A 16,463-nucleotide genomic window follows, 5' to 3' on the forward strand; every position below is an offset into this window, starting at 1 on the left:
CACCCCGCCCGGTTGTAGTGAGAATCTGTGTCGAGGCAGGTCTCCTGGCTGACGGCGCGCCGGCCTTGGGGCCCGGCATCCGCTGCGCCTTCCCGCGGCCCTGTTGAAGCAGGCTTGCAGTGGCATGGCAGCGAACATCACCGTTCACAGTTGCGGGGGCAGCCGCGGCTTGGACCGCGTTCCCTTCTTAGCTTCGGCAGCCGCCGAAGAACCTCGAAAGCGCAAGGCTACGCATGGTCGGCAGGCGGGTCAATGTCTAGTGCGTTATCGCTATATAGACTTTATTTATTCATATATAGGCCGCGACCTTTTCTCAACCAAAAAGTTCAACGTAAGTTATTTCCTACAAGTTCACAAAACAGAAACTTCTCCTACACCCCGCTTCCCCTCGGACTAGAGCGTCCGAACAGCAAAATTACATATCTTTACAAAAACAGAATTGATAATTCAAAACAGGAAATGAACCATGACCCCACATAAGGAATATGTATTTCATAAGAAAGGACTTCTTGCATGCCTGATTATCGTCAGTGTCCGCGCCTGTCTATTCCTCTGAAACCTGCCTGTGTGCCTGCGCCATGAGTGCCGGTAGCGCCATCGGGCATCCGGGCAGTGCCGTGCTGTTCGAACTGTCCGAACGGCTGCGCAACGACCACTACGCCGACAGCGACGTCTTTCCGGCGGCGCAGGTGGCGTCCTTGGGCCGCGAAGCGTGCCGCGCCTTCGACCGCACCTGGGACAACCTGCCGCCGGACACCTACCTGAACGCAGAGAACGGCCGCCGCGAGCGGCGCATCTGCAAGTTCGAGTACCGCCAGCGGGAGCGCCACTGGACGCCCCTCGACGACTGCCATTTCTTCCAGGCCCAGGCCCACAACCCGCTGCTGGGCGGCGTCCAGCGCACCTATGCGCACAGCGAGCCGGCCTTCACCGGATCGCCGGTGCTGCGCAGCCTGCTGGCGGCGGACCTGGCGCTGATGGACCTGGCCGTCGGCCACCGCGACTGGCTGGTGACCTGCCATCAGTTTCGCATCCTGTGCGACGAAACCCGCGAAGGCCAGGCCACCCCCGAAGGCCGCCACCGCGACGGCCACGATTTCGTCTTTCAGCACCTGATCCAGCGCCAGCACGTCATCGGCGGCGAAAGTCGGATATTCAATGAGAACGGCGACAATGTTTTCAGCGCAACTTTGACGAACTATCTGGAAACCGTCGTATTGAATGACCGAATACTCCTGCATGAAGTTTCCCCATTGCAGAAGTTAGGCATTAGTTCAAATCACAGCACTCGCGACATGTTGATCATCGACTTCGACCTGGCGGATTACTAATGAACCATTCAACTTATGCAGTGCCCTCCGTCGCGCCCAGCGCGCACAGTTTCATTATCGAACAGTTCGAAGAGGCCTTGGCGCGCCGAACGTCGACAGTGTCCCTGACCGCCAATGAAAATGTATTGTCCGACACGGCCCGGGCCTTGGGGCAAAACCGCCATTACGACCGTTACCTGTTCAACGTCCGGCCGATTGCGGGCCAGCGCTACGCCGCCGAGTTCGGCGGGATGCAGGTCGAGCACTTTCCGGAGGTCGAAACGCTGAAGGCGCTCGCGACCCAGGCCGCGCAGACGATGTTCAACGCCGAGTTCGTCGAGTACCGCGTGCTGTCCGGCGTCCACTGCACCTTGAGCGTGCTGGCGGCGCTGAGCGTGCCGGGGGACATCGTCATGTCCCTGGCGCCCGAGAGCGGCGGTCATTTCGCCACCGGGCCGCTGGTGCAGAAGATCGGTCGCCAGAGTGTGTTTTTCGGGCTCGGCACGGACGGCCAGATCGATCTCGACGCCTTCGATGCGCAACTTCAGTCCCTCGGGCAACCGCCGGCCGCCGTGCTGCTCGACCACGGCCTGACCACCCGGGCGATCGCCGTCAAGCCGCTGCGCAAGCTGCTCAACCGGCGCGGCCTCGACCGCACGCTGATCATCTGCGACGCCTCGCACACGCTGGGGCTGATCGCCGGCCAGGCCTATCCCAACCCGCTCGACGAAGGCGCGGACATCCTCCAGGGCAACACCCACAAATCCCTGCCGGGCCCGCACCGTGCGCTGATCGTCTGCCGACGCGCCGAACTGGCCCGGCAGATCGAACACAACGTCGGCGGCGCGCTGGTGTCCTCCCCCAACCTGCCCGGCCTGCTGCAACTGTTCGTCACCCTGATGGAGATGGAACGCCACGGCCAGGCCTACGCCGAACGCATGTGCGCCAACGCCCGCCAACTGCGCGAGGGGCTGGCCGGGCTGCCGGGCTGGACGGCGCACGCCACCGACACCCATATGCTGCTGCTCGAAGGCGCCTTCAGCCAGCACGCGGCGCAGCAGCTCAACGAGCTGGGGATACGGGTCAACAACAAACGCATCGGCGGGCGCGACTGCCTGCGGTTCGGCGTGCAGGAAATCACCCGCCTGGGGATCGCCGGCGAAGACCTGGACGCCCTCGCCCACATCATCCGCAACGTGCTGACCGACAGCGTCAACGCCGCCGACCGGATCCGCCTGGCCCACATCTGTCACCGGTTGAACCGGGTTCACTACAGTTTCGACGAGGAGTCCTGCCGATGAGCGCAGCCGCTTGCCTGATTGTCGGCAACATCCGCGACGGCGAATACGAAGGCCTGGTCGCCGAGGGCGTCACACCGCTGCTGATCGCCGACAGCCGCGCCACCAGCAAGATCGCCGACGCGGCCAAGGTGCCGCCGGTGGCCCGTTACGACTTTTCCAAAGGCCTGACACCGGAACTGATCGACCTGACCCAACGCCTGCTGGATGAGCACAGGTTCACCAGCGTGCTGAACTTCCGTGAAGGTTATGTCGCCGTCACCGGCCGCCTGTGCGCGGCAGTGCCGGCCTTGGCCCATCTGCACCGCAACGTCGAGCACACGCTGGACAAGGTGCTGCAGCGCCAGCGCTTCCAGGCGTCGGCCAATCCCGACCTGCACGTGATCTCCCGCGAAACGGGCATCGACGAACTGCTCGCCGCACCGGATGCGCTGCCTTACCCGTTCGTCCTGAAGCCTGCGAACCTGTACAGCAGCCTGTTCGTGCGCTGCATCCGCGACCGCCACGAACTGCTGGACTACAGCCGCCGCGAATGGCCGGCGCTGCAACGCTACGTCGCCGGCAAGCAGCGGGAAACCGACCAACTGCTGCTGGAGGAATACCTGCACGGCTCCAACCATTCCATCGATTGCGCCATCGGCCCCGACGGCAACATCAGCAGCTTTCCCATCGTCGATGTGATCGCCGGGGTCGACATCGGCCGCGACGACTTCCACCATTTCGCCCGCTACACGCCCTCGACCATCGAACCGGACGCGTCGCTCAAAGCGCGCTGCCACCGTTTGGCCCACGACGCCGTGCAGGCCCTCGGCCTCAAGGGCACGTTCGCCCATGTCGAGTTCATCCTCACCGCACGCGGGCCGAGGGTTCTGGAGGTCGGTGCACGGCCCGGCGGCAGCCGGATCCACGTGATCCGCCAGGCGTGGCGACTGCCGCTGGATGTCTGCTATCACCGCGCCCTGTCCGGGGAAGCGCTGCCGCCCGCCTGCGACGTCCCCCAGCCGTTCGGGATCGCCACGCCTTTCGCGCGCACCCACCGGACCTACGACGGCCTGCATCACGCCCAACGCCTGCGCAGCCTGCCGGGCTTCCAGCGCTGGTACGCCTACGCCGCACCGGGCGACGCCATCGGCCCGGCCAGCAACGGGTTCCAGAACTACCTGTACGTCGAGTTCCGCCAGCCCGACACGGCCCGACTGCGCGAATCGCTGCTGGCGGTCACCGACATCGACGTGTATGGCGAGCGCACCGACCCCGAGCCTGCCAAACGCATCCTGCTGATCGGCGGGCGGGATTCAGGGTTGGACTGGGACACCGCACACCGCTTCCACTTCACCCTGGTGCAGCAACCCGACCAGTTGTCCGACTATCAGCGTGAACACGCGGCGCTGGTGCTGACGCCCGACATCGCAGACCTGGCCGGCTACGGCGACACGGTCGAACGCCTGCACCGTCAGCGGCCGTTCGACGCCGTGGTGTCGTTCTCGGAACTGGGCCTTTTGCCAGCCTCGCAACTGGGCGAACGGCTGGGCATCCCCCACAACAGCGTGCGCAGCGTCGAGGTCAGCCGCGACAAGCTGCTGTTCCGAAGGCTCCTGCAAGGCAGCCCCTACGAACTGCACAGCGCGGCGGCGGACAGCGCCGAGGCCGTGCGCGCCTTCGTCGAGCGCCACGGCGCCTCGATCGTCAAGCCCGTCAGCGGCTCGGGCAGCCAAGGGGTCTACGCGGTCAATCGCCCGGAAGACGTCGACGCCCTGCCCCTGCAGGGCCGCAACCTGATCGAAGCCTTCGCCGGCGGCGACGAATACAGCGTGGAATCCCTGAGCCTCGACGGCCGCCACCGGATCCTCGGCATCACCCGCAAGCACACCAGCGGCGCGCCGGGCTATGTCGAGACCGGCCATGACTTTCCGGCCGCGCTGGACGATGCCAGCCGCACCCTGATCGAAGACGCGGTGCTGTGGCTGCTCGAACGCATGGGCAACCGCTGGGGGCCGGCGCACACCGAGGTCAAGCTCGACGGATCGCGCCTGCATTTCATCGAGACCCAGACCCGCTTCGGCGGCGACCAGATCTGGGAGATGGTCTGGAAAACCACCGGCGTGCACCTGGCGGCCAGCACCCTCGCGGCGATGACCGGCACCGACCTGCCGGCCCCCGAGCAGGCCTTCGTGCAAATGGCGATCCGCTACATCGAGACCGACGGCACGACCGACCCCGAACACCTGCGCGACCAACTGCTGCGGCACCCCTTCGCCCTGCGCGCGACGCTCGACCAGGGCAAGTTCGGCCGGCCCATCCGCCGTTCCGCCGACCGGCACGGCTACGTGCTGCTGGCCTGCGCCGCCGAAGACGACCCGAACGTCTTCAGCGCCGCGATCTCCCACCCTCGTTTCACCACCCAAGGACTGGCGCAATGAGCACCCAAGAGACCCTGTTCCACATCGACGGCCCGATCAGCCCGAACTTCCCGCTGATCTCCTTTTCCACCAACGTGTACGACAACCCGGCGGACATTCTCGGGTCGATCACCGACCTCTCCAGGCATTTCAAGGCCGTGGAGTTCGAGATCGGCGAAGACGCCGAGACCGTGTTCTGGTCGCTCAGCGCCGAGGAGCGCAGCGAACTGGCGCGGCAAGTCCGCGCCTTCACCGAGCAGAACGGCATCACCCTGACGGTGCACGCCGGCTGGTGGGGCCGCCAGTACAACCTGTGCTCGCCCGATCCGGTCGAACGGGGCCAGGCGGTGGACTGCCTGAGCGCCGCCGTGGACTTCTCGCGTCAGGCCGGCGCCACCAGCGTGACGTTCCATCCGGGCTACAAGGACCAATTGGAGAACACCGAACTGCTGGACAACCTGATCGTGGCGATCAACGAGGTCAAACAGCGCGTCGACACCCGTGGCATCGACCTGTGCCTGGAGAACATGGGCGGCCAGCGACCGAAGTTCCCGGTGTTCAGCGTCGGCGAGCACTTGCGCTTCCACCGCGAAACCGGCTGCTTCGTGACCATCGACGTGACGCACCTGTGCTCGCTGATGCCCTACGGCGACAGCCTGTTCCAGGCCATCGCCGAGCTGGCCCCGGTGACCCGTCACCTGCACATCGCCGACCTCAACGACACCCACCACCAGCACCTGCCCATCGGTGAAGGCAACCTGCGCCTGAGCGATGTGCTCAACCGCTTCGCCGTCAACGGCTACCGCGGCGTGGCGGTGGTCGAGGAGTTCATCCCGCGCTTCTCCACCGAGTACTACCTGGAGAAGGCGCTGGCCTACAAGGACGGTGTCGAAGGCCTGCTGGCGGGCGCACGGCAGAGCGCCCATGCCGGCTGAGTCCGCGCTGGCCGAACCGGCCACCCACAGCGAGATCACGACCGGCCTGCGCGATGCGTTGCCGTTCGTGTTCTCGCTGCTGCTGACCTTCACCCTGATCGGCATGCTCGGCCGGCGTCACGGCCTGGATCTGCCGTCGATGGTGGTGTTCAGCGGCACGGTGATGGCCTCGCCGCTGCAGCTGACATTGCTGGAGACGCCGGCGCACCTGCTGAACGCCTTCGGGGTACTGGTCTCGGCGCTGAGCATCAACTTGCGCTTTCTGGTCTTCACCCTGAGCCTCAAATCCAGCCTCAAAGGCTCCGTCAGGTCCTTTGTCCCGGCCTTGGCGGTGATGGCCAACGCGGCCTTCACCCTGATGTCGATCCGCAAGGAACAAGGGCCGGTCAGCCGCCCCTACGCCAACACCGTGTGCTTTGCGCTGTACGCCGCCGCCCTGCTCGGCACCGCCGCCGGCTACGGCTTCGCCAGCCTGGCCGCCAACGGGCTGATGGAGCATGTCAGCGTGGTGATCGCCATTTTCATCAGCGCTTCGCTGGGCAAGATGGCTCGCGACCGGCATAGCCTGCACGCGCAATGGATCGCCGGGCTCGCCGCGGCGGCCAGCCTGCTGTGGCTGGGGGACATCAGCCTGATGGCGGTGCTCGCGGTGACCGTCCTCACGAGTTACGCCTATGACCGAGCCTAGTGTGTTCTGGCTGTATGTGCTGATTTGCGCGCTGGTGTCCGCCACCTGCCGGCTGCTGCCGCTGGCGGTGGATGTCGAACGCTTGTCCGGCGGGGCCCGGGCGTTCATCGACCGGCTGGGCAAATACACTTCCGTGGCGATGCTGATCAGCCTGCTGGCCGGTTCGCTGCAACCGTTGGCCGGCCAGCAGCCGTCGGCGCACCTGTGGATCGGGCCTGTGGCGCTGGCCTGGCTGCTGGGCCTGACGCGCATGAAGTCCTACTACGCCTTTCTGATCGCGCTGGGCGCCTACGTTCTGCTGGCCATGCGTTAGCCGTCGATTGACTCGGATCGTGCGCCCATGCTCTCCTACACAACTTGTTACGGGTGCCCTTCACAGGGTGAAACGGGAAACCGGTGAATCATGTGCTTTACTTCAAGGCCATGTCAGTCCGGTGCTGCCCCCGCAACGGTAAGCGAGCGAAGCGTCAGATCCACTGTGCCTGCGGCATGGGAAGGTGACGCTTGCAGGTCGGCCGACGCCGACCCCTCGCGAGCCCGGAGACCGGCCCGCAACACACAGCGCGCACCTGCGCCGCTGAACATAACAAACCCGCGGTGGGCGGGCGCTGTTCGAACCCTGCGTGCCCGTCCCGCAGGGTTTCCATGCGCTCTATTCACCCGCTGACACCACAGAGGGAAGCGCCATGTCGATCATCACCAGCACCGGCAGCACTGACAAGAGCTCCGCCGGCACCACTACCCTGAGCCAACGCCTGACCGCCGCCGTCTGCGCGTCGATCCTGGGGGCCTGCCTCGTCTACTTCGCCGGGTTCTCGCACATCGAAGCGGTGCACAACGCCGCCCACGATACCCGCCACAGCGCCGCGTTCCCGTGCCACTGAGACCTGCCGACATGATCAAGCGCATTGCCCGGACCGCCGGGTTCACCGGCCTGCTGGCCGCCCTGCTGCTCACCCTGCTGCAAAGCTTCTGGGTCTCCCCGCTGATTCTGCAGGCCGAGACCTACGAGAAGGCTGAACCTGCGGCCGAAGTCCACGAACACGCCGCCGGCACCCCGGCCCACACCCATGACGCCGAAGCCTGGGAGCCGGAAGACGGCTGGCAGCGCGTGCTGTCGACCACCGGCGGCAACCTGGTGGTGGCCGTGGGCTTCGCCCTGATGCTCGCCGGCCTCTATACCCTGCGCGCACCGACCAAGACCGCACAGGGCCTGCTCTGGGGCCTGGCCGGCTACGCCACCTTCGTGCTGGCGCCGACCCTTGGCCTGCCGCCCGAACTGCCCGGCACCGCCGCCGCCGACCTGGCCTCGCGGCAGACGTGGTGGATCGGCACCGCGGCGTCCACCGCCGTGGGCCTGGCCCTGATCGCCTTCAGCCGGAACTGGCTGATGAAGATCCTCGGCGCGGCCATCCTCGCCGTGCCCCACGTGATCGGCGCACCGCAACCGGAAGTGCACTCGATGCTGGCGCCGGAGGCGCTGGAAGCGCAGTTCAAGATCGCCTCGCAGCTGACCAACGTTGCGTTCTGGCTGGCCCTGGGGCTGATCAGCGCGTGGCTGTTCCGCCGCAACGGCGAAGGCCAACACCACGCATGACTGCGGACGGCGCAGCGCCGGCCCTGGTGGTCGGCCTGGGCTGCCAGCGCGGCTGCCCGGCCGCCACCCTGCGGGCCTTGCTCGACCAGGCCCTGCAGGCACATCGCATCGAACTGGCGGCGGTCAAGGCGCTCGCCAGCATCGACCTCAAGCGCGATGAGCCCGGCTTGCGGGAACTGGCCGCGCAACTGGCGCTGCCCTTGCTGTACTTCAGCAGCGCGGAACTGGCCGGTTACCGGCCGCGCCTGAGCCACCAGTCGCAGATCGCCTTCGAGCGCACCGGCTGCTACGGCGTGGCGGAAAGCGCCGCCTTGGCGCTGGCCGAGCAACTGATCCAGGCGCCGGCAAAGCTGCTGATTCCGCGGCAAAAGTACGCCCAGGCCACATTGGCATTGGCCGGCGCGGCCTGAATTCCCGATAATCCCCGCTTTCGATCATGAGCAACGCTCATGCGGGACCCTCATGACGCCCTGCACCGCTCCCTTTTTCAGGATGGAACAATGACCGTCTACTTCATCGGCGCCGGCCCCGGCGATCCCGAATTGATCACCGTCAAAGGCCAACGGCTGATCCGCAGTTGCCCGGTGATCATCTATGCAGGCTCGCTGGTGCCGGCGGCGGTGCTGGAGGGGCATCAGGCGGTCAGCGTGGTGAACAGCGCCGAACTGCACCTGGAACAGATCATCGACCTGATCAAGACCGCCCACGCCAATGGCCAGGACGTCGCCCGGGTGCATTCCGGCGACCCGAGCCTGTACGGCGCCATCGGTGAGCAGATCCGCTGCCTGCGCGAGCTGGGCATTGCATTCGAGATCATCCCCGGCGTGACCGCCACGGCGGCATGCGCTGCGCTGCTGGAGGCCGAGCTGACCCTGCCGGACGTGTCGCAGACCGTGATCCTGACCCGTTACGCGGACAAGACCGCGATGCCCGCCGGCGAGGAGTTCGGCAGCCTGGCGCAGCACGGCGCGACCATGGCCATTCATCTGGGGGTCAATCATCTGGAGAAGATCGTCGGCGAACTGCTGCCGCACTACGGCGCGGACTGCCCGATCGCGGTGGTTCACCGGGCGAGCTGGCCGGATCAGGACTGGGTGATGGGGACGCTGGAGGACATCTCCGCGAAGGTGGCCGCCAAGGGCTTCAGGCGTACGGCGTTGATCATCGTGGGGCGGGTGCTGGGCAGCGACCATTTCAGCGAATCGTCGCTGTACCGTGCGGGGCATGCGCATTTGTATCGGCCTTAGCGGCCAGCCTGCCGGTGATGGCATCCGTGATGTTCACCCATAAAAAAACGGCGCTCACGGGGCGCCGTTTTTTTGTGTCCGCAGGGAACGCCTTAGTAGTAGGCGTTTTCTTTCTGCGTGTGGTCGGTCACGTCGCGAACGCCCTTGAGCTCCGGAATGCGTTCGAGCAGGGTGCGCTCGATGCCTTCCTTCAAGGTCACGTCCGCCTGGCCGCAGCCCTGGCAGCCGCCGCCGAACTGCAGCACGGCGATGCCGTCGTCGACCACGTCGATCAGGCTGACCTGGCCGCCGTGGCTGGCCAGCCCCGGGTTGATCTCGGTTTGCAGGTAGTAGTTGATGCGCTCGTTGATCGGGCTGTCTTCGTTGACCATCGGCACCTTGGCGTTCGGTGCCTTGATGGTCAGCTGGCCGCCCATGCGGTCGGTGGCGTAGTCGACGACGGCATCGTCGAGGAACGCTTCGCTGAACGAATCGATGTACGCGGTGAAGCTCTTGAGCCCCAGCGCCTTGTCTTCGGGTTTTTCTTCGCCCGGCTTGCAGTAGGCAATGCAGGTTTCGGCGTACTGGGTGCCAGGCTGGGTGATGAAGATGCGGATGCCGATGCCCGGGGTGTTCTGCTTGGAAAGCAGATCAGCCAGATAATCGTGGGCGGCGTCGGTGATGGTGATAGCGGTCATGGAAACTCCTCGCAGGCTTGGGCGGAGTTTACGCCAATCGGCGCCCGGGACAAAGTCCTAGTATTTACGTAGGAATAGTTCGCAAATCGCCGGGTGGCAGCCCCTACCCTGCGGGAGCCTCCAGTGGCTCCCGCAGGATGGGTGGCGACATCGCCGCTTCAGAGGTTCTCGTAGCGGTTCATGTCCAGCACGCCCTCTTCCACCGGATCCGTATCGTGGATGTAGCGGCTCAGGTCATGGAAATAGAACCAGAATTGCGGATGGCTGCGGCGGATGCCCCAGCGTTCGACGATTTTCTCGAACTGCTCCTGATCCTTCGCGCCCTCCATCGCATCGACGAATGCCGGCACCTGGTCCGCCGGCAGGTTGAACATGAAGTTCGGATAGCTGGTGAGCACGCCCGGGTAGATCGTCAGGGTGTCGAGCCCCGGCTGGTAGCGCAGCGATTCGCCGAGCAGGAACGCCACGTTGCTGTGGGCCCGGTTGCGCAGCAGGCTGTAGACCTCGCGCTTGCCGCTGGCGGTCTCGACGCGCAGCAGGGTCGCTTCCGGCAACTGATCGATCACCTTGAGCCCGGCGGCCGGGCGCGATGCCAGGCGGCTCAGGGCCTGCTCGGCGTTCTGCAGGGCCGGGTCGATGTTCGGCCGCGAGCAATAGGCGTCCTCGCAGCGGTTGATCGGGTCGGGACGGGCGTTCAGGTCACCGTAGCGGGCCAGCAACTGGCGGGCGAAATCGCGTTTCGGGTCCTTGGCGTCGAGCTTCAGCGCGGTGGGCTTGTCGTCGTCGATGGCCTCGTAGTCGAGCCACATCTTGAACTGGCCGCTGCTCTGATACCAATCGTCCAGGTAGCCCTCGCGGGAGTCGGCGGGCATCAGGCGCAGGAAGTTCTGCTCGGCGCCGTTGCGGATCAGGTCGAAGTACAGGCGCGTCTGCGCCTGATGGGAGACGTTGCCGAACACATCGAAGTTGACCGCCAACTGGTAATAGGTGCGCTCGAGCAACGGGAAGTCGAACAGCCACATCGTCTGCGGCACTTCGCCGATCAGGCCCTTGGTGACCGAAGCGCTGTCGAAGTGACGGAAAATGCTCAGCAGCGCGTTGTCGTTGCCGGCCCACAGCGTGGACCAGCTCGGCGCAGGCAGTTCGGCGTAGCTGTCGCGGCGCAGGGCTTCGTACTGGTTGCGCTTGTTGCGGTAGTCGTGCCAGAGGCTCAGCACGCTGCCGACGTCGTCGTTCTGCCCCGGCATCGCCAGCAACGGCGTGGCCTGGCCGCGGTAGTTCGGGTCGGTGATGTACAGGTCGTGTTCCGGGGCCTGGAACAGCGCCCAGAAGTTGTCGCGGATCACGTCGGTCGCAATCTGCCCGCGGCACACCGGCCCGCGGATGAAGGTGCGCACGAAGTACTCGGCGTTGTCGAGCATGAACTGGTAGCGCGCCTGGGCCGGGATCGCCTCGAAGGTGGCGAACGGGTTGGCCCGGCTCTGGGGCCCGTAGCCCGGCAAGGCATGCACCTGCCACTTGCCGTTGTAGAACAGGCTCTTGACCCGCGCCAGCTTGGCCGCGCTCAGCGGATAGGTGATGTGGGTCTTGTGCACGATCACCCCCTGCACCGGCCACAGGCGGTAGTACACCTGAGTGCCCGGGTCGTCGTTGGGGCGACGGGTGTTGATCAGGTCGATCGGCTGGCCGGTCGGCGTGCGCGAACGCACCCACTGGAAGAAGTGACCCGGCTCGCCGTCCTTGAAGTAGATGTGCGCCAGGAACCAGTGCTCGAACAGCCACCGCCCCACCAGGCTCTGCCGGGCGCCGGGGGTGTTGAGCAGGTTTTCCCACTGCACGACCTGCATCGCCTCTTTGGCGCTGGGCGTCAGCCCTTGCTCGTCGATGGGCGCACCGGACGCCAGCCAGCGCTGCAGCGTCTGGTACTGCTGCTGGGTCAGGCCGGTCACGGCCAGCGGCATGCCTTCGGTCGGATGGCTTTGGGCATAACCCTCGAACTCGGCGGGCATGGCGCAGAGGTTCTCGCGCTGCAGGCCGAGCACGATGTCTTCGGGCAGCTTGGCGTTAGGTTGCAGGGGCGTCTTGTGGCCCAGCTCCAGCATGCGCGCCATCAGCGCGGCCTGGCTGCCCTGGGCGTCGAGCACCGAATAGAAGCCCTTCTCCTGCCATTGCCGTTTGCCGAAGGCGTCATAGAACAGCCGGGTGGTCGGCGCGGCCTGGGTGCGTTCGCCGTCGTAGACCGGCATCTTGCTGGCGCCGCGGGCCGCGCCCTCGCCGCTGCCCAAGTTCAGTTGGCAGGCGGAGTCGTAGCAGGCGTGGCAGGCCACGCACTTCTCGGTGAAGATCGGCTGGATGTCGCGGGTGTAGGAAATGGCCGTCCCCTGCGCCCCCGCGCCAAAGCTTAAAAGCAGCAACACGGTGCCGATGACGCGGTTCAACATATCCCTGATTCCGATCCTGAAGAAAACCGCGCGATTCTACCGCCGGTACGCCCGCTCCAACATGAGCGATATTCATGCAAATGCGCCGCCTGCTCTAAATCCGCGCAGGTTTGTTATGATTCCGGCCCTTCGTCATGGTCTTTTCGAGTAGTCCCAATGTCCGATCGCAGCGTCCGCCTCCAGGCCCTCAAGCAAGCTCTCAAAGAGCGCATCCTGATACTTGACGGCGGCATGGGCACGATGATCCAGAGCTACAAGCTCGAAGAGCAGGATTACCGCGGCAAGCGCTTCGCCGACTGGCCGAGCGACGTCAAGGGCAACAACGACCTGCTGGTGCTGACCCGCCCCGACGTGATCGGCGGCATCGAAAAGGCCTACCTGGATGCCGGCGCCGACATCCTGGAGACCAACACCTTCAACGCCACCCGGATTTCCATGGCCGACTACGGCATGGAAGAGCTGGTCTACGAACTCAACGTAGAAGGCGCCCGCCTGGCCCGCAAGGTGGCCGACGCGAAAACCCTGGAGAACCCGGCCAAGCCGCGCTTCGTCGCCGGCGTCCTCGGCCCGACCAGCCGCACCTGCTCGCTGTCGCCCGACGTGAACAACCCCGGCTACCGCAACGTCACCTTCGATGAACTGGTGGAGAACTACACCGAGGCCACCAAAGGCCTGATCGAGGGCGGCGCCGACCTGATCCTGATCGAGACCATCTTCGACACCCTCAACGCCAAGGCCGCGATCTTCGCCGTGCAAGGGGTGTTCGAGGAACTGAACCTCGAACTGCCGATCATGATCTCCGGCACCATCACCGACGCCTCCGGCCGCACCCTGTCGGGCCAGACCACCGAAGCGTTCTGGAACTCCGTGGCCCACGCCAAGCCGATTTCCGTCGGCCTGAACTGCGCCCTCGGCGCCCGCGAGCTGCGCCCGTACCTGGAAGAGCTGTCGGACAAGGCCAGCACCCACGTCTCGGCGCACCCGAACGCCGGCCTGCCGAACGAGTTCGGCGAATACGACGAACTGCCGGCGGACACCGCCAAAGTCATCGAAGAGTTCGCCCAGAGCGGCTTCCTCAACATCGTCGGCGGCTGCTGCGGCACCACGCCTGGGCACATCGAAGCCATCGCCAAGGCCGTGGCCGGCTACGCGCCGCGGCAGATCCCGGACATCCCCAAGGCCTGCCGCCTGTCGGGCCTGGAGCCGTTCACCATCGACCGCAGCTCGCTGTTCGTCAACGTCGGCGAGCGCACCAACATCACCGGTTCCGCCAAGTTCGCCCGCCTGATCCGCGAGGACAACTACACCGAAGCCCTGGAAGTCGCCCTGCAGCAGGTCGAGGCCGGCGCCCAGGTGATCGACATCAACATGGACGAGGGCATGCTCGATTCGAAGAAGGCCATGGTGACCTTCCTCAATCTGATCGCCGGCGAGCCGGACATCTCCCGCGTCCCGATCATGATCGACTCCTCCAAGTGGGACGTGATCGAAGCCGGCCTCAAGTGCATCCAGGGCAAGGGCATCGTCAACTCGATCAGCATGAAAGAAGGCGTCGAGCAGTTCATCCACCACGCCAAGCTGTGCAAGCGCTACGGCGCCGCCGTGGTGGTGATGGCGTTCGACGAGGTCGGCCAGGCCGACACCGAGGCGCGCAAGAAGGAAATCTGCAAGCGTTCCTACGACATCCTGGTCAACGAAGTCGGCTTCCCGCCGGAAGACATCATCTTCGACCCGAACATCTTCGCCGTCGCCACCGGCATCGAAGAGCACAACAACTACGCCGTCGATTTCATCAACGCCTGCGCCTACATCCGCGACGAGCTGCCGTACGCCCTGAGCTCCGGCGGCGTGTCCAACGTGTCGTTCTCGTTCCGCGGCAACAACCCGGTGCGCGAGGCCATCCACTCGGTGTTCCTGCTGTACGCGATCCGTGCGGGCCTGACCATGGGCATCGTCAACGCCGGCCAGCTGGAGATCTACGACCAGATCCCGCAGGAGCTGCGCGACGCCGTCGAGGACGTGATCCTCAACCGCAACGGCGACGCCACCGACGCCCTGCTCGCCATCGCCGACAAGTTCAAGGGCGACGGCAGCGTCAAGGAAGCCGAAACCGAAGAGTGGCGCAGCTGGGACGTCAACAAGCGTCTGGAACACGCGCTGGTCAAGGGCATCACCACCCACATCGTCGAAGACACCGAAGAGTCGCGCCTGTCGTTCGCCCGGCCGATCGAGGTCATCGAAGGCCCGCTGATGGCGGGCATGAACATCGTCGGCGACCTGTTCGGCGCCGGTAAGATGTTCCTGCCGCAGGTGGTGAAGTCCGCCCGCGTGATGAAGCAGGCCGTGGCTCACCTGATCCCGTTCATCGAGCTGGAAAAAGGCGACAAGCCGCAGGCCAAGGGCAAGATCCTGATGGCCACCGTGAAGGGCGACGTGCACGACATCGGCAAGAACATCGTCGGCGTGGTGCTGGGCTGCAACGGCTACGACATCGTCGACCTGGGCGTGATGGTGCCGGCGGAGAAGATCCTCCAGGTGGCCCGCGACGAGAAGTGCGACATCATCGGTCTCTCCGGCCTGATCACCCCGTCGCTGGACGAAATGGTGCACGTGGCCCGCGAGATGCAGCGCCAGGACTTCCACCTGCCGCTGATGATCGGCGGCGCCACCACCTCCAAGGCGCACACCGCCGTGAAGATCGAGCCCAAGTACAGCAACGATGCCGTGGTCTACGTCACCGACGCCTCCCGCGCGGTGGGCGTCGCCACCCAGTTGCTGTCCAAAGAGCTGAAGGCCGGCTTCGTCGAGAAGACCCGCGCCGAATACGTCGACGTGCGCGAGCGCACCGCCAACCGCAGCGCCCGCACCGAGCGCCTGAGCTACGCGGCCGCCATCGCCAAGAAACCGCAGTTCGACTGGGCCGCCTACGCGCCGGTCAAGCCGACCTTCACCGGTACCCGAGTGCTGGACGACATCGACCTGAACGTGCTGGCCGAATACATCGACTGGACGCCGTTCTTCATCTCCTGGGACCTGGCCGGCAAGTTCCCGCGCATCCTTGAGGACGAAGTGGTCGGCGAGGCCGCCACCGTGCTGTACAAGGACGCCCGCGAAATGCTGAGCAAACTGATCGACGAGAAGCTGATCAGCGCCCGCGCGGTGTTCGGCTTCTGGCCGGCCAACCAAGTGCATGACGACGACATCGAGCTGTACGGCGACGACGGCAAGCCGCTGGCCCGCCTGCACCACCTGCGCCAGCAGGCGATCAAGACCGACGGCAAGCCGAACTTCTCCCTGGCCGACTTCGTCGCGCCGAAGGACAGCGACGTGACCGACTACGTGGGCGGCTTCATCACCACCGCCGGCATCGGCGCCGAGGAAGTGGCCAAGGCCTACCAGGACGCCGGCGACGACTACAACTCGATCATGGTCAAGGCCCTGGCCGACCGCCTGGCCGAGGCCTGCGCCGAATGGCTCCACGAACAGGTGCGCAAGGAGCACTGGGGCTACGCCAAGGACGAAGCCCTGGACAACGAAGCGCTGATCAAGGAGCAGTACTCCGGCATCCGTCCGGCACCGGGCTACCCGGCCTGCCCGGACCACACCGAGAAGGCCACGCTGTTCGCCCTGCTCGACCCCGAGTCCAGCGAGATGCGCGCCGGCCGCAGCGGCGTGTTCCTCACCGAGCACTACGCGATGTTCCCGGCGGCGGCGGTCAGCGGCTGGTACTTCGCCCACCCGCAGGCGCAGTACTTCGCCGTGGGCAAGGTCGACAAGGATCAGGTGCAGAGCTACACCTCGCGCAAGGGCCAGGAGCTGAGCGTCACCGAGCGCTGGCTGGCGCCGAACCTGGGCTACGACGACTGAGACC

General features: G+C 65.5%; 13 protein-coding genes and 2 riboswitches. Of the genes, 11 read left to right on the forward strand and 2 right to left on the reverse strand.

What is annotated here, in order from left to right:
• Positions 1-16: 16 nt before the first annotated feature.
• Positions 17-231, reverse strand: a riboswitch (cobalamin riboswitch).
• 347 nt (positions 232-578) lie between these two features.
• The 10 genes from CAG29_RS23300 to cobM all read left to right on the forward strand — a co-directional run bounded on the left by CAG29_RS23300 (position 579) and on the right by cobM (position 9,474).
• Complete coding sequence (locus CAG29_RS23300; protein WP_085656406.1) at positions 579-1,331, forward strand: 2OG-Fe dioxygenase family protein; 753 nt, start codon at positions 579-581, stop codon at positions 1,329-1,331.
• Complete coding sequence (locus CAG29_RS23305) at positions 1,331-2,611, forward strand: hypothetical protein (protein ID WP_085695207.1); 1,281 nt, start codon at positions 1,331-1,333, stop codon at positions 2,609-2,611. The genes CAG29_RS23300 and CAG29_RS23305 overlap by 1 nt, the downstream gene beginning before the upstream one ends.
• Positions 2,608-5,028, forward strand: a complete 2,421-nt coding sequence (locus CAG29_RS23310) for an acetyl-CoA carboxylase biotin carboxylase subunit family protein (RefSeq protein ID WP_085695208.1) — start codon at positions 2,608-2,610, stop codon at positions 5,026-5,028. Before CAG29_RS23305 ends, CAG29_RS23310 begins: the two co-directional genes overlap by 4 nt.
• The gene (locus CAG29_RS23315; protein WP_085633134.1) at positions 5,025-5,942 is read left to right on the forward strand and encodes a sugar phosphate isomerase/epimerase family protein; all 918 of its coding nucleotides are present in this window, start codon (positions 5,025-5,027) and stop codon (positions 5,940-5,942) included. Before CAG29_RS23310 ends, CAG29_RS23315 begins: the two co-directional genes overlap by 4 nt.
• Entirely contained in the window at positions 5,932-6,630 is a 699-nt protein-coding gene (locus CAG29_RS23320) for an AzlC family ABC transporter permease (protein ID WP_170930009.1), read from the forward strand. Before CAG29_RS23315 ends, CAG29_RS23320 begins: the two co-directional genes overlap by 11 nt.
• Positions 6,617-6,943: an AzlD domain-containing protein gene (locus tag CAG29_RS23325; protein WP_139831372.1), complete on the forward strand. Its 327-nt coding sequence runs from the start codon at positions 6,617-6,619 to the stop codon at positions 6,941-6,943. The genes CAG29_RS23320 and CAG29_RS23325 overlap by 14 nt, the downstream gene beginning before the upstream one ends.
• Before the next feature lie 34 nt (positions 6,944-6,977).
• Positions 6,978-7,198, forward strand: a riboswitch (cobalamin riboswitch).
• Positions 7,199-7,316: 118 nt separating this feature from the next.
• Positions 7,317-7,514 (forward strand): CbtB domain-containing protein, encoded by a 198-nt coding sequence (locus CAG29_RS23330; protein WP_085586156.1) that lies wholly within the window; start codon positions 7,317-7,319, stop codon positions 7,512-7,514.
• An 11-nt stretch (positions 7,515-7,525) separates the two neighbouring features.
• Positions 7,526-8,227, forward strand: a complete 702-nt coding sequence (locus CAG29_RS23335) for a CbtA family protein (RefSeq protein ID WP_085586158.1) — start codon at positions 7,526-7,528, stop codon at positions 8,225-8,227.
• On the forward strand, positions 8,224-8,637 hold the full coding sequence (locus tag CAG29_RS23340; RefSeq protein ID WP_085586160.1) for a cobalamin biosynthesis protein: 414 nt from the start codon (positions 8,224-8,226) through the stop codon (positions 8,635-8,637). Before CAG29_RS23335 ends, CAG29_RS23340 begins: the two co-directional genes overlap by 4 nt.
• A gap of 90 nt (positions 8,638-8,727) precedes the next feature.
• Complete coding sequence (gene cobM, locus CAG29_RS23345) at positions 8,728-9,474, forward strand: precorrin-4 C(11)-methyltransferase (RefSeq protein ID WP_085656409.1); 747 nt, start codon at positions 8,728-8,730, stop codon at positions 9,472-9,474.
• A 92-nt stretch (positions 9,475-9,566) separates the two neighbouring features.
• Here cobM and nfuA read toward each other — a convergent pair whose 3' ends face one another.
• Positions 9,567-10,151, reverse strand: coding sequence for a Fe-S biogenesis protein NfuA (gene nfuA, locus CAG29_RS23350; protein WP_085586164.1), 585 nt, complete (start codon positions 10,149-10,151; stop codon positions 9,567-9,569).
• Between the two features lie 158 nt (positions 10,152-10,309).
• Positions 10,310-12,592, reverse strand: a complete 2,283-nt coding sequence (locus CAG29_RS23355) for a fatty acid cis/trans isomerase (protein WP_085695209.1) — start codon at positions 12,590-12,592, stop codon at positions 10,310-10,312.
• Positions 12,593-12,748: 156 nt separating this feature from the next.
• Between CAG29_RS23355 and metH the strand changes: the two genes are divergently transcribed.
• Positions 12,749-16,459: a methionine synthase gene (gene metH / locus CAG29_RS23360; protein ID WP_085695210.1), complete on the forward strand. Its 3,711-nt coding sequence runs from the start codon at positions 12,749-12,751 to the stop codon at positions 16,457-16,459.
• Positions 16,460-16,463: the final 4 nt, after the last annotated feature.

Origin of the sequence: Pseudomonas sp. B7(2017), assembly GCF_002112745.1 — a bacterium.
GTDB classification, from domain to species: Bacteria; Pseudomonadota; Gammaproteobacteria; order Pseudomonadales; family Pseudomonadaceae; genus Aquipseudomonas; species Aquipseudomonas ekonensis.

Coding starts and splice junctions, on each gene's coding strand:
- metH (WP_085695210.1), top strand. CDS start 12,749: ATGTCCGATCGCAGCGTCCGCCTCCAGGCCCTCAAGCAAGCTCTCAAA.
- CAG29_RS23305 (WP_085695207.1), top strand. CDS start 1,331: ATGAACCATTCAACTTATGCAGTGCCCTCCGTCGCGCCCAGCGCGCAC.
- CAG29_RS23335 (WP_085586158.1), top strand. CDS start 7,526: ATGATCAAGCGCATTGCCCGGACCGCCGGGTTCACCGGCCTGCTGGCC.
- CAG29_RS23310 (WP_085695208.1), top strand. CDS start 2,608: ATGAGCGCAGCCGCTTGCCTGATTGTCGGCAACATCCGCGACGGCGAA.
- cobM (WP_085656409.1), top strand. CDS start 8,728: ATGACCGTCTACTTCATCGGCGCCGGCCCCGGCGATCCCGAATTGATC.
- CAG29_RS23315 (WP_085633134.1), top strand. CDS start 5,025: ATGAGCACCCAAGAGACCCTGTTCCACATCGACGGCCCGATCAGCCCG.
- CAG29_RS23300 (WP_085656406.1), top strand. CDS start 579: ATGAGTGCCGGTAGCGCCATCGGGCATCCGGGCAGTGCCGTGCTGTTC.
- nfuA (WP_085586164.1), bottom strand. CDS start 10,151: ATGACCGCTATCACCATCACCGACGCCGCCCACGATTATCTGGCTGAT.
- CAG29_RS23355 (WP_085695209.1), bottom strand. CDS start 12,592: ATGTTGAACCGCGTCATCGGCACCGTGTTGCTGCTTTTAAGCTTTGGC.
- CAG29_RS23325 (WP_139831372.1), top strand. CDS start 6,617: ATGACCGAGCCTAGTGTGTTCTGGCTGTATGTGCTGATTTGCGCGCTG.
- CAG29_RS23330 (WP_085586156.1), top strand. CDS start 7,317: ATGTCGATCATCACCAGCACCGGCAGCACTGACAAGAGCTCCGCCGGC.
- CAG29_RS23320 (WP_170930009.1), top strand. CDS start 5,932: ATGCCGGCTGAGTCCGCGCTGGCCGAACCGGCCACCCACAGCGAGATC.
- CAG29_RS23340 (WP_085586160.1), top strand. CDS start 8,224: ATGACTGCGGACGGCGCAGCGCCGGCCCTGGTGGTCGGCCTGGGCTGC.